The sequence below is a fragment of the Streptomyces sp. NPDC007901 genome (assembly GCF_042959465.1).
Classification (GTDB): Bacteria; Actinomycetota; Actinomycetes; order Streptomycetales; family Streptomycetaceae; genus Streptomyces.
Genome location: NZ_JBIBKW010000040.1, coordinates 1 through 24,456, shown reverse-complemented (window position 1 = coordinate 24,456; position 24,456 = coordinate 1). Strand labels below are relative to the sequence as shown.

General features: G+C 70.2%; 19 protein-coding genes and 1 pseudogene. 16 read left to right on the top strand and 4 right to left on the bottom strand.

Annotated elements, in window-relative coordinates; genetic code table 11:
- The first annotated feature begins 1 nt into the window (after position 1).
- Both ACFZDK_RS52920 and ACFZDK_RS52915 read left to right on the top strand, forming a co-directional pair.
- Positions 2-1,393 (top strand): aldehyde dehydrogenase family protein, encoded by a 1,392-nt coding sequence (locus tag ACFZDK_RS52920; RefSeq protein WP_390985832.1) that lies wholly within the window; start codon positions 2-4, stop codon positions 1,391-1,393.
- Positions 1,390-1,830, top strand: a complete 441-nt coding sequence (locus ACFZDK_RS52915) for a VOC family protein (RefSeq protein ID WP_390985830.1) — start codon at positions 1,390-1,392, stop codon at positions 1,828-1,830. The genes ACFZDK_RS52920 and ACFZDK_RS52915 overlap by 4 nt, the downstream gene beginning before the upstream one ends.
- Positions 1,831-2,028: 198 nt before the next feature.
- Here ACFZDK_RS52915 and ACFZDK_RS52910 read toward each other — a convergent pair whose 3' ends face one another.
- Genes ACFZDK_RS52910 through ACFZDK_RS52900 form a run of 3 tightly spaced genes read right to left on the bottom strand, consistent with a single transcriptional unit; the run spans position 2,029 to position 6,897 of the window.
- Positions 2,029-3,897: a hypothetical protein gene (locus ACFZDK_RS52910; RefSeq protein ID WP_390985827.1), complete on the bottom strand. Its 1,869-nt coding sequence runs from the start codon at positions 3,895-3,897 to the stop codon at positions 2,029-2,031.
- Positions 3,894-4,931 carry an ABC transporter ATP-binding protein gene (locus ACFZDK_RS52905; RefSeq protein ID WP_390050075.1) on the bottom strand — a complete coding sequence of 346 codons (1,038 nt, stop codon included), beginning with the start codon at positions 4,929-4,931 and terminating at the stop codon, positions 3,894-3,896. Before ACFZDK_RS52905 ends, ACFZDK_RS52910 begins: the two co-directional genes overlap by 4 nt.
- The gene (locus ACFZDK_RS52900; RefSeq protein WP_390985823.1) at positions 4,921-6,897 is read right to left on the bottom strand and encodes an oligopeptide/dipeptide ABC transporter ATP-binding protein; all 1,977 of its coding nucleotides are present in this window, start codon (positions 6,895-6,897) and stop codon (positions 4,921-4,923) included. Before ACFZDK_RS52900 ends, ACFZDK_RS52905 begins: the two co-directional genes overlap by 11 nt.
- 213 nt (positions 6,898-7,110) lie before the next feature.
- Here ACFZDK_RS52900 and ACFZDK_RS52895 point away from each other — a divergent pair, with 213 nt between their 5' ends.
- From ACFZDK_RS52895 to ACFZDK_RS52840, 12 genes and pseudogenes are all read left to right on the top strand, one after another.
- The gene (locus ACFZDK_RS52895; RefSeq protein WP_390985820.1) at positions 7,111-8,061 is read left to right on the top strand and encodes an ABC transporter permease subunit; all 951 of its coding nucleotides are present in this window, start codon (positions 7,111-7,113) and stop codon (positions 8,059-8,061) included.
- A gap of 247 nt (positions 8,062-8,308) precedes the next feature.
- Positions 8,309-9,913: an ABC transporter substrate-binding protein gene (locus tag ACFZDK_RS52890; RefSeq protein ID WP_390985818.1), complete on the top strand. Its 1,605-nt coding sequence runs from the start codon at positions 8,309-8,311 to the stop codon at positions 9,911-9,913.
- A gap of 126 nt (positions 9,914-10,039) precedes the next feature.
- Entirely contained in the window at positions 10,040-11,878 is a 1,839-nt protein-coding gene (locus ACFZDK_RS52885) for a hypothetical protein (RefSeq protein ID WP_390985816.1), read from the top strand.
- A gap of 90 nt (positions 11,879-11,968) precedes the next feature.
- The gene (locus ACFZDK_RS52880; RefSeq protein ID WP_390050085.1) at positions 11,969-12,736 is read left to right on the top strand and encodes an SDR family NAD(P)-dependent oxidoreductase; all 768 of its coding nucleotides are present in this window, start codon (positions 11,969-11,971) and stop codon (positions 12,734-12,736) included.
- Positions 12,737-12,778: 42 nt separating this feature from the next.
- On the top strand, positions 12,779-13,726 hold the full coding sequence (locus tag ACFZDK_RS52875) for a VOC family protein (protein WP_390985812.1): 948 nt from the start codon (positions 12,779-12,781) through the stop codon (positions 13,724-13,726).
- Positions 13,723-14,511: an SDR family NAD(P)-dependent oxidoreductase gene (locus tag ACFZDK_RS52870; protein ID WP_390050089.1), complete on the top strand. Its 789-nt coding sequence runs from the start codon at positions 13,723-13,725 to the stop codon at positions 14,509-14,511. The genes ACFZDK_RS52875 and ACFZDK_RS52870 overlap by 4 nt, the downstream gene beginning before the upstream one ends.
- Positions 14,512-14,748: 237 nt before the next feature.
- The gene (locus ACFZDK_RS52865; protein ID WP_390985808.1) at positions 14,749-15,921 is read left to right on the top strand and encodes an alpha/beta fold hydrolase; all 1,173 of its coding nucleotides are present in this window, start codon (positions 14,749-14,751) and stop codon (positions 15,919-15,921) included.
- On the top strand, positions 15,918-16,898 hold the full coding sequence (locus ACFZDK_RS52860; protein ID WP_390985805.1) for an ornithine cyclodeaminase family protein: 981 nt from the start codon (positions 15,918-15,920) through the stop codon (positions 16,896-16,898). Before ACFZDK_RS52865 ends, ACFZDK_RS52860 begins: the two co-directional genes overlap by 4 nt.
- 103 nt (positions 16,899-17,001) lie before the next feature.
- Positions 17,002-18,021 carry a dihydrodipicolinate synthase family protein gene (locus ACFZDK_RS52855; RefSeq protein WP_390985802.1) on the top strand — a complete coding sequence of 340 codons (1,020 nt, stop codon included), beginning with the start codon at positions 17,002-17,004 and terminating at the stop codon, positions 18,019-18,021.
- A gap of 79 nt (positions 18,022-18,100) precedes the next feature.
- Positions 18,101-19,018, top strand: a complete 918-nt coding sequence (locus ACFZDK_RS52850; RefSeq protein ID WP_390985799.1) for a hypothetical protein — start codon at positions 18,101-18,103, stop codon at positions 19,016-19,018.
- Positions 19,019-19,564: 546 nt separating this feature from the next.
- Positions 19,565-21,492: pseudogene (locus ACFZDK_RS52845) on the top strand (SpoIIE family protein phosphatase); the annotation flags it as partial.
- Positions 21,493-21,609: 117 nt separating this feature from the next.
- A complete protein-coding gene (locus ACFZDK_RS52840) occupies positions 21,610-21,939 on the top strand; it encodes an ATP-binding protein (protein ID WP_390985857.1) in 330 nt (109 codons plus the stop codon).
- A gap of 7 nt (positions 21,940-21,946) precedes the next feature.
- On the opposite strand, the gene ACFZDK_RS52835 is transcribed toward ACFZDK_RS52840, so the two are convergent.
- Positions 21,947-22,729 carry an IclR family transcriptional regulator C-terminal domain-containing protein gene (locus tag ACFZDK_RS52835; RefSeq protein WP_390985797.1) on the bottom strand — a complete coding sequence of 261 codons (783 nt, stop codon included), beginning with the start codon at positions 22,727-22,729 and terminating at the stop codon, positions 21,947-21,949.
- A gap of 166 nt (positions 22,730-22,895) precedes the next feature.
- Here ACFZDK_RS52835 and ACFZDK_RS52830 point away from each other — a divergent pair, with 166 nt between their 5' ends.
- Positions 22,896-23,606, top strand: a complete 711-nt coding sequence (locus tag ACFZDK_RS52830) for a 3-oxoacid CoA-transferase subunit A (protein WP_390985855.1) — start codon at positions 22,896-22,898, stop codon at positions 23,604-23,606.
- A 33-nt stretch (positions 23,607-23,639) separates the two neighbouring features.
- On the top strand, positions 23,640-24,278 hold the full coding sequence (locus ACFZDK_RS52825; RefSeq protein ID WP_390050104.1) for a 3-oxoacid CoA-transferase subunit B: 639 nt from the start codon (positions 23,640-23,642) through the stop codon (positions 24,276-24,278).
- The last annotated feature ends 178 nt before the right edge of the window (positions 24,279-24,456 follow it).

The following is a 24,456-nucleotide window of genomic DNA, read 5'->3' as shown; positions in this document are numbered from 1 at the left end:
CATGGTGTTTCCCACCGAGAAAGAGGTCGTCACCCGCAACCCGGCCACGGGCGAGGTGCTCGGCCGCTATGCGACCCACGACCGGGCAGCCGTCGAGGGGGCGCTGGCCCAGACCCACGCCGCCGCCGCGCGATGGTGTGCCACCGGGCTCGCGCAACGCCTCACCCTGCTGCGCGACATCGGCAAGCTGCTGCTCGAACGCCGCGACGACTACGCGGCGTTGATCACCGCCGAGATGGGCAAGCCGATCTCCGAGTCCCTCGCCGAGATCGACAAGTGCGCCTGGAACTGCTCGGTGGTCGCCGAGAAGGCTCCCGAATGGCTCGCCGACCACGAGGTCGAGGCCGGCCGGTCGCGCTCGTGGCTCTCGTACGAGCCGCTCGGCGTCGTGTTCGCGGTGATGCCGTGGAACTACCCGTTCTGGCAGGTGATCCGGTTCGGCGCGGGCGCCGTCGCCGCCGGGAACGCCGTGCTGCTCAAGCACGGCCCGGACGTCACCGGGGCCGCCCTCGCGATCGAGGAGCTGTTCGCCGACGCGGGCGCGCCGCCCGGGCTGCTGCGGTCCGTGGTCGTCGCGGCGCCGGACGTGCCCGAGGTCAGCGAGCTGATCATCCGGGACCCGCGGATCGCCGCGGTCACCCTCACCGGAAGCGAGCGGGCGGGAACGGCGGTCGCCTCGGTCGCCGGCTCCGCCGTCAAGCCCTCCGTGCTCGAACTCGGCGGCTCCGACCCGTTCGTCGTGCTCGCCGACGCGGACATCGAGGCCGCGGCGGCGGCGGCCGTCACCTCCCGCTTCGGGAACGTCGGTGAGAGCTGCATCGCGGGCAAGCGGTTCATCGTGCACGAGGCGATCGCCGACGCGTTCGTCGCCGCCTTCGTCGACCGGGTCGGGATGCTGAAGGTCGGCGACCCGACCCTGCCGGCGACCACGCTGGGCCCGATGGCCCGGGCGGACCTGCGCGAGGGCCTGCTGCGCCAGATCCAGGAGACCGTGGCGCAGGGCGCCACCCTGGTGACCGGTGGCGAGGCGCTCGACCGGCCAGGCAACTTCGTCGCGCCGACCGTCCTCGACCATGTCACCCCGGGCATGACCGCCTTCGTCGAGGAGACGTTCGGGCCCGCGGCGGCGGTGGTCCGGGCCCGCGACGACGAGCACGCGGTCGAACTGGCCAACGACACGGCGTTCGGGCTCGGTTGTGCCGTGTGGGGCGTCACCGAGCACGCGCTCGCGGTGGGCCGGCGCATCCGGTCGGGCGCCCTCTTCGTCAACTCCGTGGTGGCCTCCGATCCGCGGCTGCCGATCGGCGGCATCGGCCGCAGCGGCTACGGCCGGGAGCTCTCGGCCGAAGGCAGCCGCGAGTTCACCAACGTCCGTACGGTGGTGGTGGCGTGAGCGGGCCGGCCGCCGGCCGCCTGGACCACGTCGGCCTGAACGTCGCCGATCTCGAGGCGATGAGCGAGTGGTACGCGGCCGCTCTGGGACTCGGGACGGAGTTCAGGTTCGAGGTCCCGGAGGTGGGTCTGCGCGGCACCATGCTCCACAGCCCGCACGGTCACCGGATGGAACTGATCCACCGTGCCGGCAACGGGGCCGGACTTCAGGCGTCCGGCCCGCTGGAGGCCGCGCTGACCCGCGGATTCGGGCACATCGCACTGGACGTCACGAACGTCGACGAAGCCTACGGCGCGCTGATCGGGGCGAGCGCGACGGACCGTATGAGCCCGAGGCCCTCACCCGACCCCGGGGTCCGCATGGCCTACGTGGCCGACCCCGAGGGCAATCTGATCGAACTGCTGGACCGCACCACCGCCCGGACCTCCACCGGGTGATCCGCTCAAGGGCCCCTGAGTCCCTCCAAGTCCCTCTGCGCCCCGTCGTGTCGAACGGCGGGGCGCAGTGCTGTGACGTCCGTGCTGTGACGTCCGCGCTGTGACGTCCCGGCAGGGTCGACGCCGCTTCGGCCGTATGACGAAGCCGGCCTTCCGGACCCTGTGACCAGGTCCGGAAGGCCGGCCGGTGGCATCGGATCACACCGGTGAGACGGTGATCGCTCCCCGGTAGGAGCCGGGCCTGAGCGGCACCTCCACGCCGTCGACGGTGAAGCGGACCTCGCCCGAGGCGGCGACGACGCGCGACGACTCGTCGAGGGTGAGGCCGGTCAGGTGCGACGTGCCGGTCACGGTCCAGGTCGTCTCCGTCAGGGAGACGATCACCCCGTTGTTCACGGCCGGTGCCACGGTGTTGGTGACCTCACCGATCAGCCGCCAGTCCGCCGCACCGATGGTGGGCCTGGCGTGCTTGGCGACCGTCGACGAGATCACCCCGCTGAGCGTGCACCGGTCGAGGTCGAGCACCAGGTTCTTCCCGCTCGGCTCGGGCTCGGGCGCGATGCCCGTCTCGCCGCCCATGCGCTGGGGGCCGGTGCCGTTGAACCAGCCGTTGCAGAAGTCGCCGCTGGCCGTGACCTCGGTGAAGGACACCCGGACGTCGCGCTCGTGGCCTTCGGTCACGTCGAATCCCTCCACAGGGCTCGGGTCTCCGGGCTTCTCGTGGTACACACCGGAGTTGACGAGACCGCCGTCCGGTCCGAGGCGCGGGCCGGGGTCGTCGCTGTCGATGATCTGGAGCAGGACACCGTCCGCCGACGCCAGGCGGGTCCCGGCACCGCCGTCCACGGTGATCCGGGCCGGTACGCCCTTCACCAGGAAGACCGCCTTGCCGGTCTCGAACGAGGCGCCGTCGCGGACGTGCACCTGCGCGACCGGCGCCTCCATGTCGACGCTCGCGTGCAGCATGACACCGAAGCGGTCGGAACGGACCGTGGTCGGGCGGGGTGCGAGGGCGGCCGACTCCTCGGCGGTGAGGCCGAGTCCGAGCTCCTCGTCCACGGCCGCGACCGACGCGGCGTCGCTGGCGCCGAGGATGACGGTGTCACCGCCGACATCGATGATCATGCCGTAGTCACGGACCCGGAACTCGGTGCCGTAGTGCCGGTGGGTGGCCCCGCCCAGGGCGTAGGCGCCGTAGCCGCTGTCGCCGGTGACGACGACGGTGCTGTTGATCGTGGTCAGGCGTGCCCCGCTGCTGATGTCGTTGGACAGCACCCCCCACTTCTCCGTCTCCAGGTGGCAGTTGACGTACGTCGCGGAGCCGTGGTCGCCCAGGAGCTGGGTGGTGCGGCAGTTGCCGTCCAGGCCCAGCATCCAGGGGACGCTCTTCATCGTGCCGAACTCGGGGTTGGGCACGTAGTCGTCGGGCAGGACGCCTTCCGAGGAGCGCAGGTCGGAGTTCTTCACGACGAGGTCGCTGCCCTGGTCGGCCAGCACGGCGGTGCGGATGACCCCGTGGGTGCGGATGGTGGCGTCCTCCAGGACGAGCCTGGTGCCCTTGCCCGCGGAGACCACGCCCGCGCCCCAGCCGGTGAAGTCGTCGCCGCCGTCGCCGTCGAGCGTGATGTCGGCGCCGCGGACGACGTGGCGTCCGCCGGCCGCGTAGACGCCGCCCAGCAGTGAGCCCTGGGAGACGATGGCGACATCGGCCAGCACCCCTTCCTCGTACGTGGCGCCCGGTGCCGCGGCGAGCACCGACCTGGCCGGTACGACGCCGTCCTGGTCGAGGTAGAGGGCCTGCGCCAGGTGCTGCTGGTAGGCGATGTTCATGAAGGAGAAGTCGACGACGTTGGACTCGGTCACGCTGAGCACGACCTCGCCGCGGTATTCGCCGGGTACCACGTCGCGGTGGACGCCGTCCACGGTGAGGGTCAGCTGACGGCCCTCGGGGGCCACCAGCCGTACACCCGCGGGGATCGTCAGATGGTCTGTCGCCGTGGTGGTCTCCACGGTGTAGGTCGTTCCCGACCGGAGTTCGCCGATGCGGCCGGCGAGGGTGGCGCTCACGCTGTCTGTTTCCTTTCGCCCAGGGTTTCGCTGGCGGTTTCGCTGCGGGTTTCGCTGTGGGTTTCGCTGCCGGCGGGCAATTCGCCGCTGCGATGGCACGCGACGGAGCGTCCGTCGGAGTGCTCCAGCAGTCGCGGAGCCTCGGTGCGGCAGAGGTCGATCACGTCGGGGCACTGCGGGGCGAAGGGGCATCCCGCCGCCTCGCCGGGGCCCGTCGGCCGCCCGCGCTGCGGGGCGCGGGTGACCCGGGGCGCGTCGACGGCGGCCTCCGGGATCGCGGCGACCAGCGCGCGGGTGTAGGGGTGCCGCGGGCGGGCGACGACGTCCTCAGCCGCGCCCTGCTCGACGAGCTGTCCCCGGTACATGACGAGCACGCGGTCGGACATGTAGCGCACGACGTGCAGGTTGTGGCCGATGAAGAGGTAGCTGAGGTCGTTGTCGCGGCGCAGTTCGCGCAGCAGGTTGAGCACCTGCGCCTGGACCGAGACGTCGAGGGCGCTGACGGCCTCGTCGCAGATCACCAGGGACGGTGACGGCATCAGCGCACGGGCGATCGCGAGCCGCTGCCGTTGTCCGCCGGAGAACTGGGACGGGAAGGTGTCGGCGGCGCTGTGCGGGAGCCCGACCCGGTCGAGCAGGTCCGTCATCCGCCGGTGGGCCTCCGCACGGGGGGCGCCGGCGGCTTCGAGTCCCTCGCGCAGGCTCTGGGAGACCTTCAGCAAGGGGTTGAACGAGCCGTAGGGATCCTGGAAGACGACCTGGATGTCCTGCGCGAGGGCCCGGCGGCTTCTGCCCCGGAGGTGGGTGATGTCCTCCCCCCGGAAGAGGATCCGGCCCTCGGCCACGGGGACGAGGCCCAGCAGGGCCCTGGAGACGGTGGTCTTGCCCGAGCCCGACTCACCGACCAGGCCGAGGGTCTCGCCCACCCGCAGGTCGAAGCTGACGTCGCGGACGGCGGTCGTGGTGCGCCGGCCCGTTCCGAACCGCACGGTGAGGTTGCGGACGCTGAGCAGGACGTCGTCGTCAGCCGGCATGTTCCACGGTTCCTTCCAGCACGGCGACGCTGTGGACGCAGCGCGATCCATGGGTCGCGTCGAGCGGTTCGAGGGTGATCGTGCCGAGTTCGCACTCGGCCGTCGCGTAGGGGCAGCGGGCCGCGAAACGGCAGCCCATCGTCCCGGTCCATGTCGAGGGGTCGGCCACGGAGCCGCGGATCGTCGGAAGATCGGCGTCGGACAGCGTGTCGCGGCCCGGCTGGCAGGCGATGAGCTGCTTGGTGTAGGGGTGGGCGGGCGTCGTCAGCAGGGTGTCGAGCGGCCCTTCCTCCACCACCTGGCCCGCGTACATCACGATCGTGCGCCGGCACACCTGGGCCACCACGCCCCAGTTGTGGCTGACCAGCACCAGCGCCATGCCCGTCTCGGCCTGGAGGGTGCGCAGCAGTTCGAGGATGCCGGCCTGGACCGTCACGTCGAGGGCCGTCGTGGGCTCGTCCGCCACCAGGATCCGGGGCCGTCCGGCCAGTGCCCGTGCGATGGAGACGCGCTGCGCCATGCCGCCCGACATCTCGTGCGGGAACAGCCGGGCCGTCCGGGCCGGGTCGGGCAGCTGGACCATTTCCAGGAGTTCGAGGACCCGCGCGTGGACCGCCGCGCGGTCCGGGTGGCCGTCCTCGTGGCGGCGCACCACCTCGGCGAGCAGGGCGCCCACCCGCATGGTGGGGTCGAGTGCCGTCATCGGCTCCTGCGAGACGTAGCCCACCGAGCCGCCGCGGTAGTCGGCGAGCTCCCTGCCCTCCAGGGCCAGCACGTCACGGCCGTCGAAGGTGAGGGCACCGTCCGTGATACGGCCGCCCATGCGCAGCAGCGCCCGCGCGACGGAGGTCTTGCCGCAGCCCGACTCGCCGACCAGGCCGACCGCGTCCCCCGGAGCGATGTCGAAGCTGACCCGGCTCGCGACGGCGACGTCCTGGCCGGAGCGGCGGTAGCTCACCGTCAGGTCGCGGACGGACAGCAGGGCGTCACGGGTCGCTGGCGGGACGGTCGTGGCGGCGGGCCCGCCGGTGCCCGCCGGGGCCGCCTCGGTCCGGACGGCCGCCGCCGGCTTGAGCTTGATGGCCGGGGCCGCCTCGGCCCGCCCCCAGCTGCCGACGGTGGCGTCGCGGATGACGTCGCCGAGGACACCGAGGCAGAGGATGACGACACCGATCACGCCGCCGGAGATCAGCAGCAGTCGGGGGTCGCGGCTGAGCAACTGGGCGCCCTCGGCGACCATCGAACCCCAGGTGGGGTTGGGCGGCGTGGTACCGAAGCCCAGGTAGGCGAGGGCGACGGTGAGTTGAAGGGCCATGCAGCACATCAAGGTGGCCTGGACGAGGATGGGTCCGAGGACCCGGCGGAAGACGTGGCGCGCGACGATCCTGCTCGTGGGCACACCCGCGACGCGGGACGCGTCCACGAAGAGTTCGCTCCGCATGGCGAGCACGGGCCCGCGGATGTTGCGGACCATGGGCGGGGCCAGCAGCAGCGCCAGGGCGATGAGCGCGATCGAGAAGTGGTCCTGGAAGACGGAGAGCACCACCAGCACCAGGATGATCACTGGGATCGCCATGCCGATCTCCACGGCGGTCATGACCGCGCGGTCGAACCAGCGGCCCAGATAGCCGGCGAGCAGCCCCAGAGGTACGGCGACGGCGAGGGTGACGACCACGACGAGCAGGGCGTCACCGAGCGACACCAGGCCGCCGTGCAGCAGTCTGCTCAGGATGTCGCGTCCCAGCTCGTCGGTGCCCAGGGGGTGACTGCCGCTGGGCCCTTGGAGCGACTGCGTCAGGTCCCCGGTGTTGGGAGGGGCCGAGGTGATCAGACCGGCCGCCAGACAAGCGCCCACCACGATCACCAGGATGGCCAGTGGGATGAACGTCGCCGGGCGCAGAAGAGTGCCCCGTAGTCGTCGGGCGCCGGAGCGACGCTCCTTCGCACCGTGGCCTGTCTCGCTCATGACGTCCGCCTCGACTTTCCGTCCTTCGTCGCTCGACCGTCATCGGTGACGGTTCCCAGATACCACCAGGCGAGGGCCCCTGCCGGAACCCGTGCGCAGGGCAGGCGAAGCGATGGCAAGCATCAACGGCTGCGATAACCGGGCGGCGGTGTCCGTCCCTAGGGTGGGCACATGGCTAACCTGCGGCTTGTCACCCTTCGGCGCGATCGACGGATGCATCCGATCCTGCGCCTCGCACTGCACCGGGCGCTCCTGGCGGCCGTGCTCGTACTCGTCGTCTCCGCGGTGACGTTCGTCCTCCTCTCGGTCGCCCCCGGCGATCCGGCGGCCACCCTGCTCGGCGGCTTCGCCACCCCGGCGAAGATCGCGCAGGTGCGGCGGGAACTGGGCCTCGAGAAGCCGTTGTGGCAGCAGTACTGGGACTGGCTCGACCAAGCGGCGCACGGCAGCCTGGGCTCGTCCCTGGTCTCCCAGGAGGCGGTCTTTCCCGAGCTGATGGGCCGGTTGCCGGTCACCCTGTCGCTGGTCGTCGGCACGACGCTGGTGTCGACCGTGGTCGGCGTGGGCGTCGGCGCGTTCAGCGCCGTGCGGGGTGGCCTGGTCGGGCGCTTCCTGGACGTGGTGTCGATGCTCGGGTTCGCCCTGCCGAGCTTCTGGCTCGGCCTGGTCCTGATGGAGCTCTTCGCGGTGCAGTGGGGGCTGCTGCCGGCGACCGGTTACGTGTCGTTCGGTGACTCCCCCCTGCTGTGGCTGCGCTCCCTGGTGCTGCCGGTGGCGACCCTGTCGATCGGCGGTGTCACCGGCATCGCGAAACAGACGCGCGACGCCCTGCTGAGCGAGTGGGGCAAGGACTACGTCGACGCGCTGCGCGCCACCGGCCTGTCCGAGCGGCGCATCCTGCTGCGCCACGCGCTGAAGAACGCCGCCATCCCGATCGTCACCGTCGTCGGGGTCTATTTCGTCGGCATGCTCGGCGGCGCCGTCCTGGTCGAGAACATCTTCGCCATGCCCGGTCTCGGCAGCCTGGCCACGTCGTCGACGGGTCAGGGGGACATCCCCGTCGTGCTCGGCATCGCGGTCCTGTTCTGCCTGATCGTGGTGCTGGTCAACTTCCTGGTAGACGTCGCCTACGGCCTGCTCAACCCCCGGGCCCGTGCGGCCTGACCCGTTTCGCCCCAGGGCTCCGGCCACGGCGTGCACCGCCGTGGACGGGGCCTTTTTCCCGTTCGGGGGGAGGCCCGCGGTCATCACAGGCCGCAATGCCTCACATCGAGACGGTGTGGTTGCTGCGGTTCGACCCAGGCTGCTGTGATCTGGGACACCGAGCCGACGGCAGCGACGGACCGCTGCTCCGTGGCAGCGGCATCCCACCCACGCACACCGAGAACGAGCTCCGTGAAGGGAGCAATCCATGGCTGAGGTCAAAAGGCTTCGGCGGGGGCTGGCCGGCCTGTGTACGGCAGGAGCCCTCGTGGTCCTGACCGCCTGCTCGGGCAGTTCCACGCCCGGCACCGGCGGGAGCTCCACGGCCGCTTCGAGCCTCACCGACGCGACGAACGTCAAGCGCGGCGGCACGCTCACGATCGCCGAGTCGTCCCCGTTCCCGATGGACCCGGCGATGGCGTCCCCGCCGTTCGTGCTGGCCGCGGCCTACGACTCGCTGATCCACCAGAACGTCGACAACACCTACTCGCCCGACCTCGCCACGTCGTGGAGCATGAGCGACGGGAACCGCCTCTTCAAGCTGAAGCTGCGCAAGGGCGTCAAGTTCTCCGACGGCACCGCTATGACGGCCGACACCGTCGCCGCCTCCCTGAAGCGGATCGTCAAGACGCCTGGCCCCAACGGGTCGATCGGACCGGTCAAGAGCGTCACCGCGGTCGGTGACGACGAGGTCGACGTCGCCTACTCCAAGGCGGTGCCGGAGAGCTTCGCGGTCAACACGTTCAGCCAGGCGGACAACTTCGGCATCATCGTCGGCCCGACCGGCACCGCGAAGCCCAGTACCCTCTCGAAGGCCTCGGACGGCGTGGGGCCGTACAAGCTCGACCCCTCGCAGTCCAACAGCTCCAAGACGACCTTCATACCGAACGCCAACTACTTCAACCAGAAGGCGATCAAGTTCGACAAGGTCGTCGTCACCCAGATCCCCGACGCGACCGCGCGAGTGAACGCGCTGCGCAGTGGCCAGGTCGACTACGTCTTCGACGACGGCACCGCCAACGCCGCCAGCGCCCAGTCCGCCGGACTCCAGATCTCCCAGCACGGCTCCCTGCTGCCGTCCCTGGTGCTGGAGAACCGCACCTCCGGCCCGCTGGCCAAGCTCGAGGTGCGTCAGGCGATCGAGTACGCCGTCGACCGCTCGGCCATGATCAAGTCGCTGTTCAGCGGGATCGGCACCGCGCAGAGCAGTGTCGGCATCAAGGGCCTGGGCGGCTACGACAAGAAGAACTCCGACCCCTACCCGTACAACGTGGCCAAGGCGAAGGCGCTGCTGAAGAAGGCCGGATACCCCAACGGTCTGACCATCAGCACGCTCGACTTCTCCCAGCAGGACGCCAACGGCAGCCTCGCGCAGGCCTTCGCCAGCCAGCTCAAGGCCGTCGGCATCACGCTGAAGATCCACGTGATCAGCACGGGCTTCACGCAGTTCCTGACCGCGATCTCGTCGAAGAAGTACGACGCCGTGGTCACCAACCTCCCGGGCAACGACATCTACACCGAGTACAACCAGTTCCTCGGCAAGGGCACCGTGGGCAACGGCTTCGGCGTGGTGGACTCCACGGTCGACCAGCTCATGACGGCGGCCGGCACGGCCTCCGCCTCGGAGGAGGACACCGCGATGCAGGCGATCACGAACCGGATCGACCAGCAGGCCTGGATCGTCTCGGCCGGCGTGATCCCCACCATCGACCTCGCGGCGAAGAACCTCGTCAACATCGCGCCCGACGGCAGCCCCAACTCGCAGCCGTACGCCTTCGACCCGACGGCCAAGTCCTCCTGGTACCTGAAGTGACCGGCCGTCAGCGCCCCTGGCCTCCGGCCCGGCACCGCTGATCCCCGGCTGGTCCGAGGCTCCGGGAGCCGCCGCGCGCCCCGGGCCGGCCACCGTCCGCGCCCCCCGACCAAGGACTCGCCCACCATGACCGACTCCCTCCAGGACCGCACCGAATCCGACGCGCTCGTCGTGCGCGGCGGCGAGGTGCGCACTCTCACGCGGACCACGCGGGTGCGTTCGCTGACCGTCGCCGACGGCGGGTCCCTGACCGCGCCCGAGGGCCACCACCTCACGGTGACCGTCGACGGCGTCGAGACCGGCTCGAAGCTGCTCTCCACCTACGCGACGACGACCGCCGTCGCGCCGGGCACCTACCGCGGCGACGTGGTCGTCACGGTCACCGAGGACCACCCGGCCTCCGTCATGGACGCCCCCTTCCACCTGCGCCAGGCGGTCTACGTCGACGCGGACGGCGTCGTGGACGCCAAGTCCGTACCGTCCGCCGTACGCGGCGGCACCTACGACGGCCGCTCCGCCCGCGGCGTCACCGTCACCTCCACCGGCGAGGCGTTCAACGGCTTCTACATCGCGGGCGGCGAGTACGAACTCACCGACGCCACCTTCGACTTCGACGGCAACGGCCGAAGCGACTTCTCCGCCCAGGGCGCGGCCGTCGTCGCGAAGGGTCCCACGACCCGCCTCACCATCGACGGCGCGACGATCCGCACCCGCGGCGCCGTGCGCGCCGGTGTCGTCGCCGACGACGGCGCCCGCGTGGTCGTGAAGAACTCCGTCATCACCACCACCGACGGCACCCTGCCCGACGACTACGAGGACGTCCTCGGGCCGGGCATGATGACCGTGCCCTGGCCGCTCGGCCTGTCCGGCAACGTCCGCTCGGTCGTCACCCTCGGCGATCTGACCCGGGCCACCTATGTCGCCTGCTCCGTCACCTCCAGCAACTGGGGCGTGCTGGCCAGCGACGCGGTCGGCTCCAGCACCATGCTCGGCAACCTCGACGTTCCGCTGCGCCTGAGCGCCGTCAACGTGGACGCCGTCATCACCGGCAAGGACGGCTACGGCGCCTACGCCGACGTCAACGCCGTCGACACGTTCCTCGGCACCCGCTTCACCGGCGTCACCTACGGCCTTGTCCTCAGCGGCGGCTCGGTCACCCTCGGGGACAGCACGCACGCGCAGGTCGCGCAGCTCGACGCGGACCTGGAGACCGGCCTGAGCGACGAGGAGATCGCCGCACTCCCCGAGCGGGCGAGCGTCATCGAGTCGCGACGGTTCGGGGCGCTCCTGCACCAGTTCCCGGGCAGCGTCCTCTCCGTCACCGGAGGCACCCGGATCTCCAGCGCCGGCACGGTCTTCCTCAACAAGGGCGTCAAGGCGGACATCACCGTCGACGGCTCGGGCGGTGCCCGGCTGGAGGCGGGCAACGGCGTGCTCTTCCAGTTCATGGACTCCGACGACCCGATCATCAACTCGGGCGACTTCGACGACGTACGCGCCGTGTACGCCCCGCCCACCGGCCCCGCTCGGCGCGACCCGGAGTGGGACGTCACCGAGGTGCACGACGACGACAGCGTCGCGCGGTTCACCGACATCGACCTGCGCGGCGACTTCTACAACGGAGCCCGCGCCGGCCGGAACATCGCGCTGACGTTCACGCGGACCTCGCTGCACGGCGTGATCTCCGCCTCCGTGGCCGAGCACCGGGTGGCGGCGATCGGCCCCGAGCAGTACCGCGAGCTCGGCGAGGTCGACAACACCGCCGCCCCCGCCGTGAACAACGGTGTGATCGTCACCCTCGGCACGGGGTCGAGCTGGACGGTCACCGGCACCAGCCACCTCACCGGGCTCGTCCTGGACGCGGACGCGACGCTCACCGCCGGCACCGTCACCGTCGACGGTGTGCCGACCGAGCCGAAGCCCGGCACGTCGTACCACGGCGCGATCGAGATCACGACAGCCTGACCCGACGCGCCCCACCCCCACACGAAACCTCGACACACGCAGACATTCGACGCACGCAGACATTCGGCACACGCAGACAGAGGAGCAACCATGGCAGGCCGTCTGGACGGCAAGATCGCGCTCATCACCGGCATCGGCAGCGGGATGGGACGGGAGGCGGCGCTGCGCTTCCTGCGGGAGGGCGCGAAGGTCGTCGGCTGCGACATCAAGGAGGAGGGCATCGCCGAGACGGTCCGCCTGGGCCGCGAGGCCGGTGGCGAGATCGAGGGCTTCGCGCCGGTGAACCTCTCCGACGCCGCCGCCGCGGAGAAATGGGTGGAGGACGCGGCCGCGGTCTTCGGCGGCGTCGACATCCTCTACAACAACGCCTCGCACCCGGTGTTCGGCCCGATCGACGAGATGCCGGTCGAGACCTGGGACTACGGCATCGCCAACGAACTCAACCTCGTCTTCTACACCACCCGCACCGCGTGGAAGTACCTCAAGCGCAGTGGTGGCGTCGTCGTCAACATCGGCTCGATCGCCGGCACGCGCGGCGTGGAGTTCATGCCGCAGAACGTCCACGGCACCGCCAAGGCCGGCGTCATCAACCTCACCCAACAACTCGCCGTCGAGGGCGCGCCGCACAAGATCCGCGCCGTCGCCGTCAGCCCCGGCTTCATCGTGACCCCGGCCACGGCCTGGCTGGTCGACAACGGCGACGACGCGTTCAAGAGCAACATCGCCCGCATCCCGCTGGGCCGTCCGGGCGCCCCCGAGGACGTCGTGAGCGCGGCGGTCTTCCTCGCCTCCGACGAGGCGGCCTGGATCACCGGCGTCAACCTCGTCGTCGACGGGGGCGGCACGGTCCTGGGCTGACCTGCGGCCCACCGAGCACCGAGCGAAGGAACAGTCTGACCCATGAGCCACCTCAACGAACACGGCATCACCCATCTGCGCCACGTCGACCTGGCCGTGCCCGACTACGAGACACAGCGGACCTTCTACAAGGAGGTCTGGGGCATCACCGAGACGGGCACCGACGGTGACCTGTCGTACCTGGCGGCCGAGGGCTCGCCGGAGCAGTACGTCATCCGCCTGCGGAAGTCCGCCGACAAACGCCTCGACCTGATCGCCTTCGGCGCCGACAACGCCGCCTCGGTCGACGCCCTCGCCCAGCAACTCGGCAGCCGGGGCGTTCAACTGGTCAGCGAGCCCGGCGAGTTGCAGACCGCGGGCGGCGGCTACGGCTTCCGCTTCTTCGACATCGACGGACGCACGATCGAGATCAGCGCCGACGTCGAGACGCGCCGACACCGCGCGGTCGAGGAGGGCGAGTCCGTCCCCGTACGGCTCTCCCACGCGGTGATGAACAGCACCGACCCCAACAAGACGCGAGACTTCTACGCCGACGTACTCGGCTTCAAGCTGTCGGACACGCTCTGGGGCGAGCACATGGGCGAGATGATGCACTTCATGCGGTGCAACGACTGGCACCACAGCCTCGCCATCGCCCGCGGCCCGCACACGTCCGTGCACCACGTCTCCTTCGAACTGCGCGGCCTGGACGAGTACATGAGGGCCACCGGACGGGCCATGCGGGCCGGTACGAAGAAGATCTGGGGGCCGGGCCGGCACAACGCCGGCAACAACACCTTCAGCTACTTCCTCGACCCCAGCGGCAACACGATGGAGTACACCACCGAGCTGGCCCGGCTCGACTCCGACATATGGCACCCGCAGGTGTTCGACATCGCCGACCCCGACACGCAGGACCTGTGGGGCACGGCGGACCCGATGAGCGAGATCATCGCTCGGGACAGCTTCAACGACCCCGACAGCGGCGTGTTCGTCGCCCCGCCGGTATGAGCCCCGTGAACCCGGCCGCGAGTGGCCGGCTGGCCGGCAAGGTCGTTGTCGTCACCGGAGCCGCGCGCGGCCAGGGGGCCGCCGAGACCGAGGCGCTCGCCGCCGAAGGCGCGCACGTCATCGCCACCGATGTCCTCGACTTCGAGTACGCCGGTGGCGACCGGCCGGGCGGCGGCGTCACCCAGCTCCGCCACGACGTCACCGACGCGGCCGGCTGGGCCGAGCTGGCGGAGTTCGCCGGTGAGCGGTACGGTCGCGTCGACGCGCTGGTCAACAACGCGGGAGTGGCGGCCCGCGAGCGGATCCCGCATGTGTCGGCCGAGGCGTGGGAGCGCACGTTCGCCATCAACGTGACCGGCCCCCTGCTGGGCATCCAGGCGCTGGTGCCGCTGATGGCGCCGGGCTCCAGCATCGTCAACATCTGCTCCGTCGCCGCGGTGTCGGGGCACGCGGCGGCGGCGTACACGGCGAGCAAGTGGGCGCTGCGCGGGCTCACCCGCTCCGCCTCGCTGGAGCTCGGCGAGCGCGGAATCCGGGTCAACGCGGTCATGCCGGGGCTGATCGACACCCCGCTGATGGCCTCGGCGCCGCCCGCGTTCCAGACCGCCGCGGTCGCGGAGATTCCCCTGGGCAGGGTGGGGGTTCCCGCCGACATCGCCCCGACGATCGTCTTCCTCGTCTCGGACGACTCCGCCTACTACAACGGCGCCGAGCTGGTGATCGACGGCGGCATGACCGCCCATGTGTCGCACAAGCACATCGCGGACGCCACGCGCCCGTCCTGAATGCCGGACGAGCGCGGGCGGTGGGACGCGCCGCGGTCGACGCCGTACACGCGTCGACCGCGCCGTCGGGGTTCCCTGCGCCCGGTACGACGCGCCGGCGTTCCGCCGACCCCCGTACGCGGCGCGCGGCTCGGTCGTACACCTCGTCGTCCATGGCGCGTCCGACCAGCCCGTCGATACCTCGCATCACGACGGTACGGGTTCCGGGCGCACACCACCGACGGCAGAGTGACGGACATGTTCGAGTACTTCCCAGACAACTACATCTGGAGCCTCGGCGTCGCCGCGACGCTGAACTCCGGCGGCTGCATCGACGAGGTCGACCGTGCCTGCCGCCCGATCCGTGAACTCGCCCGGCAGGGCAGCGACGTCGGCACCAGGGAGTTCATGGCGTCCTGGCAGGCCGTCGCCGGACAGCTGGAGAGCCAGGCCGACGAGGCCGCGGCGGCCGGCCACCCGCGCACCGCCGGGCAGAAGTACTTCCGGGCGGCGGCGTACCTGTGCCAGGCGGAGCGCATGCAGAGCGCCAAGGACCCCGATCGCAGGCAGGTCTACCAGCACTGCCTCGACCTGCTGGAGCGCTCGTTCGAGCTCGTCGACCCGGCCACCTCCAGAGTCGCGGTGCCCTTCGAGGGGACGACCCTGCCGGCGTACTTCACCCGGGCGTCCCGCCCCGACGGGACCCCGGCGCCGACGGTGATCATGTGGAACGGCCTCGACTCCACCAAGGAGCACATGTACACCTCCGGCTGGCCCGCCGAGATGGCCGCCCGCGGGATCTCCACCCTGATGGTGGACTGCCCCGGCAGCGGTGAGGCGCTGCGCTTCCAGGACCTCAAGGCGCGCGTCACGACCGAGGACTGGGCGACGGCGTGCGTCGACTACCTGGAGACCCGCGAGGACGTCGACAACGCCCGCGTCGGCCTGGTGGGCTGGTCGCTCGGCGGGTTCTACGTGCCGAGGGCCGCGGCGTTCGAGAAGCGGCTCGCCCTCGCCGTCGCCTGGGGCGCCAACCACAACTGGGGCGAGGTGCAGAAGGCGCGGCTGGAGCGGGAGGGCGAGAACCCGGTCCCGCACTACTGGGAGCACGTGCTGTGGGTCTGGGGCCACGACGACGTCCCCTCGTTCATCGAGGCCGCGGCCGCCGTCCACCTCGACGGCGTCGTCGAGCGGATCACCTGCCCGTTCCTCGTCACGCACGGCAGCAACGACCGGCAGATCGACGTCAAGTACGCGCACCGCTCCTACGAGCAGGCCGTCGGCAGCCCCCGGCGCGAGCTGCGGGTCTTCACGCCCGACGAGGGTGCCACGGAGCACATCGGCCTGGACCACCTCCCTCACGTCGGCTCGTACATCGCCGACTGGATCGAGGACGTGTTCACCGCCCCGGCGACGGAAGGCACTCCATGACCCTGATCCTCGGCGATGCCGCCGTACGGTCCGTCTTCGACTGGAAGGAGGCGGTCGAGGCCCTCCGCGCGGCCTACGCCGGTGATCCCGACGGCACCCGCTTCCCCGCCCGCCGGATGGCACGCGGCGACCACGGGTGGCTGCGCACCCTGAGCGGCGTGCCCGCCGACCCCGCGCTCATGGGCCTGAAGATCATCGCGGCGTCGCCGGAACACGGCCGCGTCTCCTATCTGATCCCGCTGTTCGACCAGCGCAGCGCGGAGTTGGTCGCGCTGCTCGACGGCCACTCGATCACCGGGTTCCGCACGGCGGCGGCCTCCGCTCTCGCGGCGGACGTCCTCGCTCCGGCCGGTGCCCTGCGCGTCGGGCTGATCGGCTCCGGCTTCGAGGCGAAGAACCATGTACGGGCGCTGGCGGCGGTGCGTGAACTCACCTCGGCGACGGTCTACAGCCCCCGCCCCGAGAGCCGTACCCGCTGCGCACGCGAACTGGCCGACCTGGGCGTCGAGATCACCCCGGCCGAGTCCGCGCGGGCGGCCGTCGCGGACGCGGACGTCGTCGTGTGTGCCGCCCGCTCGCGCGACGAGTCACCGACCCTGCTCGGGGCGTGGCTGCGCCCCGGCATGACCGTCGTGTCGATCGGATCGACCCTGCCCGAGCAGCGGGAGGTCGACCCGGAGGTGCTGTCGCGCTGCGCGCTGCTCGTCGCCGACATGGTCGAGGAGGTCCTGGAGGAGACCGGCGACCTGATCGCCGCGCGGGCACAGGGTGTCGACGTGAGCCGCAGGACGGTCTCCCTGGCCGACCTGGTCTCGGGCCGGCACCCGGGCCGCGAGAAGCGCGAACAGATCCTGCTCTACAAGTCGGTGGGCTCGGCGGTGCAGGACCTCGCCGTCGCCGAGATGTGTGCGCGCAGTGCCGAGCGCGACGGCCTCGGCCTCGTCACCGACCTCGGAATCCACCCGGTCGAGAAGTGAGAACCGCGTGACGAGCCCGTCGCGGACCGGCACCACACGTCCCACTGACCCGACCAGCCCCAGTACGTGACGAACCGTCACCGATAAGACGAGAGGACCGGACATGGCGGACTACAACCGGCGCGAGGCGCGCGAGTGGGCGCGCGAGAGGCTCGTCGGCGCCGTCAACTGCACCATCCCGTCATTCACCAACGACCTCCGCGGCATCAACGAGACGGCGATCCGGCACGACGTGCGGCTGGCCAAGGAGCACGGCTTCCTGGGCACGCTCGGCGTCTCCGAGGTCAACATCACCCTGCCGGAGTACCTGGACTTCCTGCGGATCATCCGCGACGAGGCGGGCGACGACCTGGTGGTCGTGCACCATGCCAGCTGGAGCGACCTCGAGCAGAACATCGAGGCGGTCAAGGGCGCGGAGGCCGCAGGCGCGGAGCTGGTGCTGCTGTCGTACCCGCCGAACTTCTACCCGGAGTCCGAGCAGGAGGTCTACGACTACACCAGGGCCGTCTGCGACGCCACGAACCTGGCCGTCATCCTCTTCCCGATGTTCCTGTGGAACTTCAGCTCGCGCATCCACCCCTCGGACATCCCGGCCCGCCTGATCCGGCGGCTGATCGACGACTGCCCGAACATAGCCGTGATCAAGGCCGAGGGCGGTTTCCCCAGCATCCAGGGAATCATCGAGTGCCACCGGCTGTTCGGCGGCGAGGTCGTCATCTCCTGCCCCATCGAGGGCGAGTTGATCCCCCTCTCCCAGGTGATGCCGATCCAGCTCTCCGCGACCAGCGACCACGAGTACTACGGCCCGACGATCCCGCACGTGATGGGACTGCTGCGGGACGGCAAGTACGACGAGGCGACGGAGATCTACTGGCGGCTGCACCCGGCCCGCAAGGTCAAGTCGAATCTCGCCGCGCAGCTCAACGGCGGCTTCTTCATCAACCGTCAGGCGTGGAAGTTCCAGGGATGGCTCCAGGGCTACAACGGCGGCCCGCTGCGCATGCCCACCCAGCGCATCCACGACCCGCAGATGAACGCCCTGCGCAAGGGACTCGTCGACGCCGGCATCGAACCGAGCATGGACCCGTTCCGGGAGTTCTTCATCGGCCGGAACCCCGCCTGAGCGGTACGCCCCCGCCAGGTCCGCGGCCTGGACGGACCGGCCGACGGCACATCACCCACTTACGAAGGAGCAGTACCAGATGAAGCAGTACGTCGACCTTGTCCTCAAGTCGATGGTCGAGAAGGACCCCGGTCTCCTTCCGCTGGCGGACCGCTACCGCGCGACGGAGAACTCGATCCCGGGTGCGCTGAACATGCTCACCGCCTGGCGCCTCGTCTCCAGGGTGAACGCCCTGGGGCCGGTCGTCGCCGACGAGGAACTCGGCAACATCGTGATGACCGCGAACCTGGAGATCGGCGGCGCGCCGGCCACCTTCTGGGCCCGGATCGCCGTCGCCGACGACCGGATCACCGAACTGGAGCTCTTCCACGCCAAGTCCCGGGGCGAGGGCGGCTACGTGATGCTCGCCGAGGAGATCGGCAACGAGCCCGCGGTCTGGAAGTCCGCCATCCCGGAGAGCGGCCGCGCCACCCGCGAGGAACTGCTCGCACTCGGCAGGGCCATCTTCATCGACACCGCGGCGCCGACGCCCCCGGAGGGAGACGACTGCGTCGTCATGGAACAGGGCGGTGTGGTCCACGAGTTCGCGGAGTTCCACGACCTGCTCATGGGCGTCGACACCGGCCCGCACGCCCCGGAGGACACCGTCGTCATGCCCTACGGTCTCGCGCCCTTCCGGCCGTCGGACCCGAAAGCGCGGGTCGTCGCGGCCGATGTCGAGCAGGGCCTGGTCGTGACGATCGGCATGGTCCCCGGCTACATTCTGCCGACGGTGACGAGCGCCGCGAACATCTCCGCCTTCGTGCCGGCCTCCATGCGGGAGATGCACGCACGCAGCGTTCTGCCCAAGTGGCTGGAGGGCCGCAGCGTCATCGACGAGATCGAGGTCATGTGCGTCTCGATGCACGTCCTGCGCATGTTCGACGGCAAGCTGCAGGCTTCCGAGATGTTCAACAGCCTCACCGGCGCCGGCGCGCGGTCGGTGTGGGTCGACTGACCGTTCCCCGCCCGAACCGGTGCCGGTCGCCGCGCGAGAGTCCGACGCGCGCGGCGACCGGCGGACCGCCGGAGACTTCCGTCTGGATCACCGCGCGGATCAGAGGCAGATGACCGCAGGCACCCCTTTTTGCCTGCCTGAACAGCCCGGACGTGCGAGCCCGAGCCAACGAACGGACGCTGTTGATCAATTCCGCCCCACTGGAGTTCATCCAGCGGGGCGGAGTGCCGCGAAGGGCGAGACGCGGGTGCGGGCGAGCGGTTTGCCGGTGAGCCAGGCATCGAGGCGGGCGAGGCTGCCGGCGGCCATTCCATCCGTTGGTACCTACCGCACCACAACGCGTCCGTGCGGCGTTCCCCGGATTGCGGCGCGGGATCTGCCTGCCGGAACCGGCCTTCCCTTCCATCCGCACCTCTGCCTGGTCCTGACCCACAGCGTGGCCGCGATCTGCCTTGTGTGGGGGAGTCACGTTCGTTCGTCTTGCGGGCGCCTGCGTGGGACCATCGTAAAGAGCGCGGGTTGTCCGTCGAGGCCAGGTGAGGCGCTATGAACGACCCCGTGGTGCAGCCCGGGAGAGCCAGGGCGCCCGTGAACGACGTGATCGCCACCACCACCCCCGTGGTAGTGGCCGACCCCGACGGGATCGTGGCCTACTGGAGCGATGGCGCACGGTCCCTCCTGGGATTCGACACCGACGACGTGGTCGGAAGGCCGCTGGACGCACTGCTGACAGGGGATGGCCTGGCCTTTCGGCACCGTGAAGGCCGCCATGTCGACGCGGCGCCGCTGGTGTCCCCCCTGGTGCTGGAAGGGAGACACGCCGGTTACCTCCTGACCGCCACACCCGAGGCTGGGGCGGTCGGTGGTACTCACGACCGGCTTCTGGCCTTGGCGTTCTACCAGAATCCGACTGCCACCGGGATCACCGACCGTGAAGGCCGGCTACTGTGTGTCAACCCCACGATGGCCCGTGCGGCAGGCTCGACCGAAGCGGAACTGAGAGGCCGCTTGGTGACGGAGTTCCTCACCGGACCAGGCTTCTCCGCGATCAACCGACAGCTGCTGCGGGTCGCCGAGACCGGTGTACCCGAATCCACCGAAGCATACGTCCGAGCCCCCGGGGAACCCCGGGCACATGCGTGGGCCGTCGACGTCTTCCCGCTCACCGACGAGGACGGTCGTGTACAGGCGGTAACGACGTGCATCTTCGACTACTCGGAGCTGCACGGCTCGCGGAAGCGCATGGCACTGATCAACGAGGCGCGCGAACACCTGGGGACCAGCCTGGACGTGGCGCGCACCGCCGGGGAACTCGCCGAGGTGATCGTTCCGCGGTTCGCCGACGGCGTCGCGGTCGACCTGTTCGACCAGGTCATCGAAGGCCAGCTGCCGGCATCGGTACCGGTCGGGCCGGTCGCGCTGCGCCGGGTGGCTTTTCTGCCGCACTCCGGCGCTCCATCTGTCCACCAATCGCCTGATGACCTGGTCGTACACCCGGCCTCGTCGCTCGTGGCGGCATGCCTGCGGAGCGGAAGACCGGAGTTGCGGACACTTCCGGACCCGGCGATCAGGCGATGGTTCCAAGAGGATCCGGCGCGGGCGGAACAGCTGCGGGATGGCGGCGCCCACTCGCTTATCGCGGTTCCCCTACGGGTTCGCGGCGTGCCCCTGGGCGCTGTGCTGCTTCTGCGCAACGCACGAACACCGGACATCTTCGCGCCGGACGACCTCACGGTCAGCGAAGACCTTGCCGCGCGGGCGGCCGTCTGTCTGGACAACGCGCGCCGGTTCCGCCGCGAACGTGGCATTGCTCTCGGCCTCCAACGCATGCTTCTGCCCCGCCTCCCCGGGCAGCACCCGGCCGTCGAGACAGCCGCACGCTACCTGCCCGCGGGCGGAGAGGCTGAGACAGGCGGTGACTGGTTCGACGTGATCCCGCTGCCCGGCGCGCGGGTCGGGCTGGTCGTCGGTGACGTCGTGGGACATGGGCTCACAGCCGCCGCGACCATGGGGCGGCTGCGTACGGCGTACGCACGCTCGCGGACATCGATCTGCCGCCGGAGGAGCTCCTCACGCACCTCGATGACATCGTGAGCAACACCGCGGACACCGACGCGGCTCCCGCATTCGGGCTGGAGGGTGTGGCCTGCGACGTCGGCGCGACCTGCCTGTACGCCGTCTACGATCCGGTCGTCGGCGTCTGCACCCTGGCCAGCGCCGGACACCTTCCCCCGATCATGATGTCTCCGCAAGGCAAGGCGCACATCGTCGAGGTCCCGGTCGGTCCTCCACTCGGCCTGAGCAGCCTTCCGTTCGAATCCACGGAGATCGCCGTGCCGGAAGGCAGTGTCCTCGCCCTTTTCACGGACGGCCTCGTAGAAACCCGTGACCAGGACATCGACGCACGGCTTGAGCAACTGCGCGGTCTTTTGGAACAACCTTGTGAGTCACTCGACGAGCTGGGCGACGGGATCCTGGACGCCTTGCTGGTCCCGGAACGGAGTGACGACGTAGCGCTGCTCCTGGCTCGTGCCCGCGTCCTCGACCGGACCCAGGTCGGCAGGTGGGACATTCCCGCGGATCCGTCCGTCGTGGCCGACGTCCGCCGCAGCGTCTGCGAGCGGCTCTCCGAATGGGAGCTGGAGGAGAGCGCGTTCAGCGCGGAGCTCATCGTCAGCGAGCTGGTCACCAACGCGATCCGTTACGGCGGCGGTTCGATCCGCCTGCAGCTCATCAAGGACGACACGCTCATTTTTGAGGTGTGGGACGGCAGCACGACTACCCCGCACCTGCGTCGGGCGCAGCCGAGTGACGAGGGCGGTCGTGGCTTGTTCCTCGTTGCCCAGCTCACTCAGCGCTGGGGAACCCGCTACACCCGGGATGGAAAAGCGGTCTGGGCCGAGCAGTCGCACCTCGGATGAAAAGCGGTCAACGCCGGGCACTCCCGCCGGTACTCAGCGTCCGGCCGAGCGCGTGTGCCTCGCGCAGGAGGAGCGCACCGAGTTCAGGTCTACGCTCGGCACGGAACCGGGTCTCCACACCCGTCACGGTCAACGCCCACGCCGGCTGTCCGCCGTGGTCGAACACGGCTGCGGCCATGCCCCAGCTGCCTTCCACCACAAGCCCGGGGTTCACGGCGTATCCGTCGGTCCGGGTCTGCGCGATCCGCTCGCGCACCGCGGCCGCCGCGTGTGCCGGACCCCACCGACCGACCAGGTCCGTGCCGGCCAGATAGGCGTCGATCTCGGTGTCGTCGAGGAACGACAGTACCGCCAGGCCGGCCGAGACGACACCGAGCGGGAAGCGCGCGCCCTCGTACAGCACGAAGGAACGGATCGGAAAGTCCCCGTCCTCCCGCAGCAGGCACACCGTCTCGTCGCCCCGGAGGGCTGAGAAGAACGCGCTCTCTCCCGTCACAGCTGCAAGCCGATGAACGCTCTCGCGCGCGTGGCGGGTGATGTCGTAACGGCTTCCCGCCACTCCACCGAGCAGATACAGCTCGGGGCCGAGGAACCACCGCCCGCTGCGCCGGTCGCGGTCGACGAAGCCCTCCTCCGCCAGCGACACGAGCAGCCGGTGCACGGTCGGCCTCGGCAGGCTCGTCGCTCTCGCCAGCGCGGCCGTACCCGCACCGGCCTCGTTGACCGTCGACAGCGCGCGCAGCAGCGCGCCCATTCTGCCGACGAGGTGAGCTGCCGGGGTCGCGTCCATATGCTCATCGTACGTTCACTCAGTGGACGCTGTGTCTGCTGCCCGCTCGCCTGTCAATCGGTTTGCCTGGTCAGGGGCTCGATTTCTTGCACGTCGGTGAAGCGCCAGAGTTGACTCTGCTGCTCGGACAGTGAACGCATCGCATGGAAGGCGGGAGGTGGACGGATTGGACAAGCTGCGCGCGACCGCGGAAGAGGCCTTGGCCGGTGTGCTGACCGACGGGATGACGATCGCCGTCGGCGGGTTCGGGCTGTGCGGTGTCCCGTACGACCTCATCGAGGTCGTACGGGACAGCGGGGTCACCGGGCTGACGATCGTGTCCAACAACATGGGGGTCGACGGCAAGGGCCTCGGCCTGCTGCTGGAGAACCGCCAGGTGGCCAAGGTGATCGCCTCCTACGTCGGGGAGAACAAACTGTTCGCCCGGCAGTACCTGGACAAGGTTCTCGAGGTCGAGTTCTCCCCGCAGGGCACGCTCGCGGAGCGCATGCGCTCCGGCGGGGCGGGGATCGCGGCCTTCTACACCAGGACGGGTGTGGGCACGCCCGTCGCCGAGGGCAAGCCGCACGCCGAGTTCGACGGCCACGTCCACGTCCAGGAGCGCGCGATCGTCGCCGACCTCGCACTCGTGCACGCCCACACCGCCGACCGGGCGGGCAACCTGACGTACCGGGCCGCCGCACGAAACTTCAACCCCCTCGTGGCCACCTGTGGCCGGTTGACGGTCGTCGAGGCCGAGCACCTCGCCGAGGAGTTCATCGACCCAGATTCGGTCACCACCCCCGGCATCTACGTCGGCCGTCTGGTCGTCACACGCCAGCGGACCAAGGAAATCGAACAACGCACGGTCCGCTCCCGCGCGACCGTCGAAGCATAGGAGCCACGACCCGTGCCCCGGACCCGCGACGAGATGGCCGCGCTCGCGGCCGCCGAACTCAACGACGGCGACTACGTGAATCTCGGGATCGGCATCCCGACCCTCGTGGCCAACCACATCCCGGACGGCGTGCAGGTGACCCTGCAGAGCGAGAACGGCATTCTCGGCCTCGGCCCCTTCCCATGGGAGGGCGAGGAGGACGCCGACGTCATCAACGCGGGCAAGCAGACGGTGACCGTCAACCCCGGTGCCAGCTACTTCGACTCCGCGACCTCCTTCGGCATGATCCGTGGCGGCCGCATCGACATCGCCATCCTGGGCGCCCTGCAGGTGAGCGCCAAGGGCGACCTCGCGAACTGGACCATCCCCGGTGCCCTCGTCAAGGGGATGGGCGGGGCCATGGACCTCGTGGTCGGCGCCCGCCGGATCGTGGTGCTCACCGACCACGTCGCCAAGGACGGCAGTCCCAAGATCGTCGAGGACTGCGGGCTGCCGCTGACCGCAGCCGGTGTGGTCGACCGCATCATCACGGATCTCGCCACCATCGATGTGACCCCGGACGGCCTGGTACTGACGGCAGCCGCCGCGGGTGTCACCGAGGAGGAGGTCCGGGCGAAGACCGGTGCTCCGCTGCACCTGCCCGCAGAGACGACCGCGAGCATCCGCCGCTGACGTCCCTGCTGCTCCCTCCGCACAGCGTGGGTCGTCCAGGCCACACACCACACCGAGATCAAGAACGACCTAACGGAGTCCTACTAATAGGACTCCGTTAGGTCTTCCGGTTTGGGCTGTTGCTGGGCATGTTGGATGGGTGGACGCACATGAAGTGAACCGTGTCCGGGCGACGTTG

Coding starts and splice junctions, on each gene's coding strand:
- ACFZDK_RS52920 (WP_390985832.1), top strand. CDS start 2: ATGGTGTTTCCCACCGAGAAAGAGGTCGTCACCCGCAACCCGGCCACG.
- ACFZDK_RS52905 (WP_390050075.1), bottom strand. CDS start 4,931: ATGCCGGCTGACGACGACGTCCTGCTCAGCGTCCGCAACCTCACCGTG.
- ACFZDK_RS52900 (WP_390985823.1), bottom strand. CDS start 6,897: ATGAGCGAGACAGGCCACGGTGCGAAGGAGCGTCGCTCCGGCGCCCGA.
- ACFZDK_RS52895 (WP_390985820.1), top strand. CDS start 7,111: ATGCATCCGATCCTGCGCCTCGCACTGCACCGGGCGCTCCTGGCGGCC.
- ACFZDK_RS52890 (WP_390985818.1), top strand. CDS start 8,309: ATGGCTGAGGTCAAAAGGCTTCGGCGGGGGCTGGCCGGCCTGTGTACG.
- ACFZDK_RS52885 (WP_390985816.1), top strand. CDS start 10,040: ATGACCGACTCCCTCCAGGACCGCACCGAATCCGACGCGCTCGTCGTG.
- ACFZDK_RS52880 (WP_390050085.1), top strand. CDS start 11,969: ATGGCAGGCCGTCTGGACGGCAAGATCGCGCTCATCACCGGCATCGGC.
- ACFZDK_RS52875 (WP_390985812.1), top strand. CDS start 12,779: ATGAGCCACCTCAACGAACACGGCATCACCCATCTGCGCCACGTCGAC.
- ACFZDK_RS52870 (WP_390050089.1), top strand. CDS start 13,723: ATGAGCCCCGTGAACCCGGCCGCGAGTGGCCGGCTGGCCGGCAAGGTC.
- ACFZDK_RS52865 (WP_390985808.1), top strand. CDS start 14,749: ATGTTCGAGTACTTCCCAGACAACTACATCTGGAGCCTCGGCGTCGCC.
- ACFZDK_RS52860 (WP_390985805.1), top strand. CDS start 15,918: ATGACCCTGATCCTCGGCGATGCCGCCGTACGGTCCGTCTTCGACTGG.
- ACFZDK_RS52855 (WP_390985802.1), top strand. CDS start 17,002: ATGGCGGACTACAACCGGCGCGAGGCGCGCGAGTGGGCGCGCGAGAGG.
- ACFZDK_RS52850 (WP_390985799.1), top strand. CDS start 18,101: ATGAAGCAGTACGTCGACCTTGTCCTCAAGTCGATGGTCGAGAAGGAC.
- ACFZDK_RS52835 (WP_390985797.1), bottom strand. CDS start 22,729: ATGGACGCGACCCCGGCAGCTCACCTCGTCGGCAGAATGGGCGCGCTG.
- ACFZDK_RS52825 (WP_390050104.1), top strand. CDS start 23,640: ATGGCCGCGCTCGCGGCCGCCGAACTCAACGACGGCGACTACGTGAAT.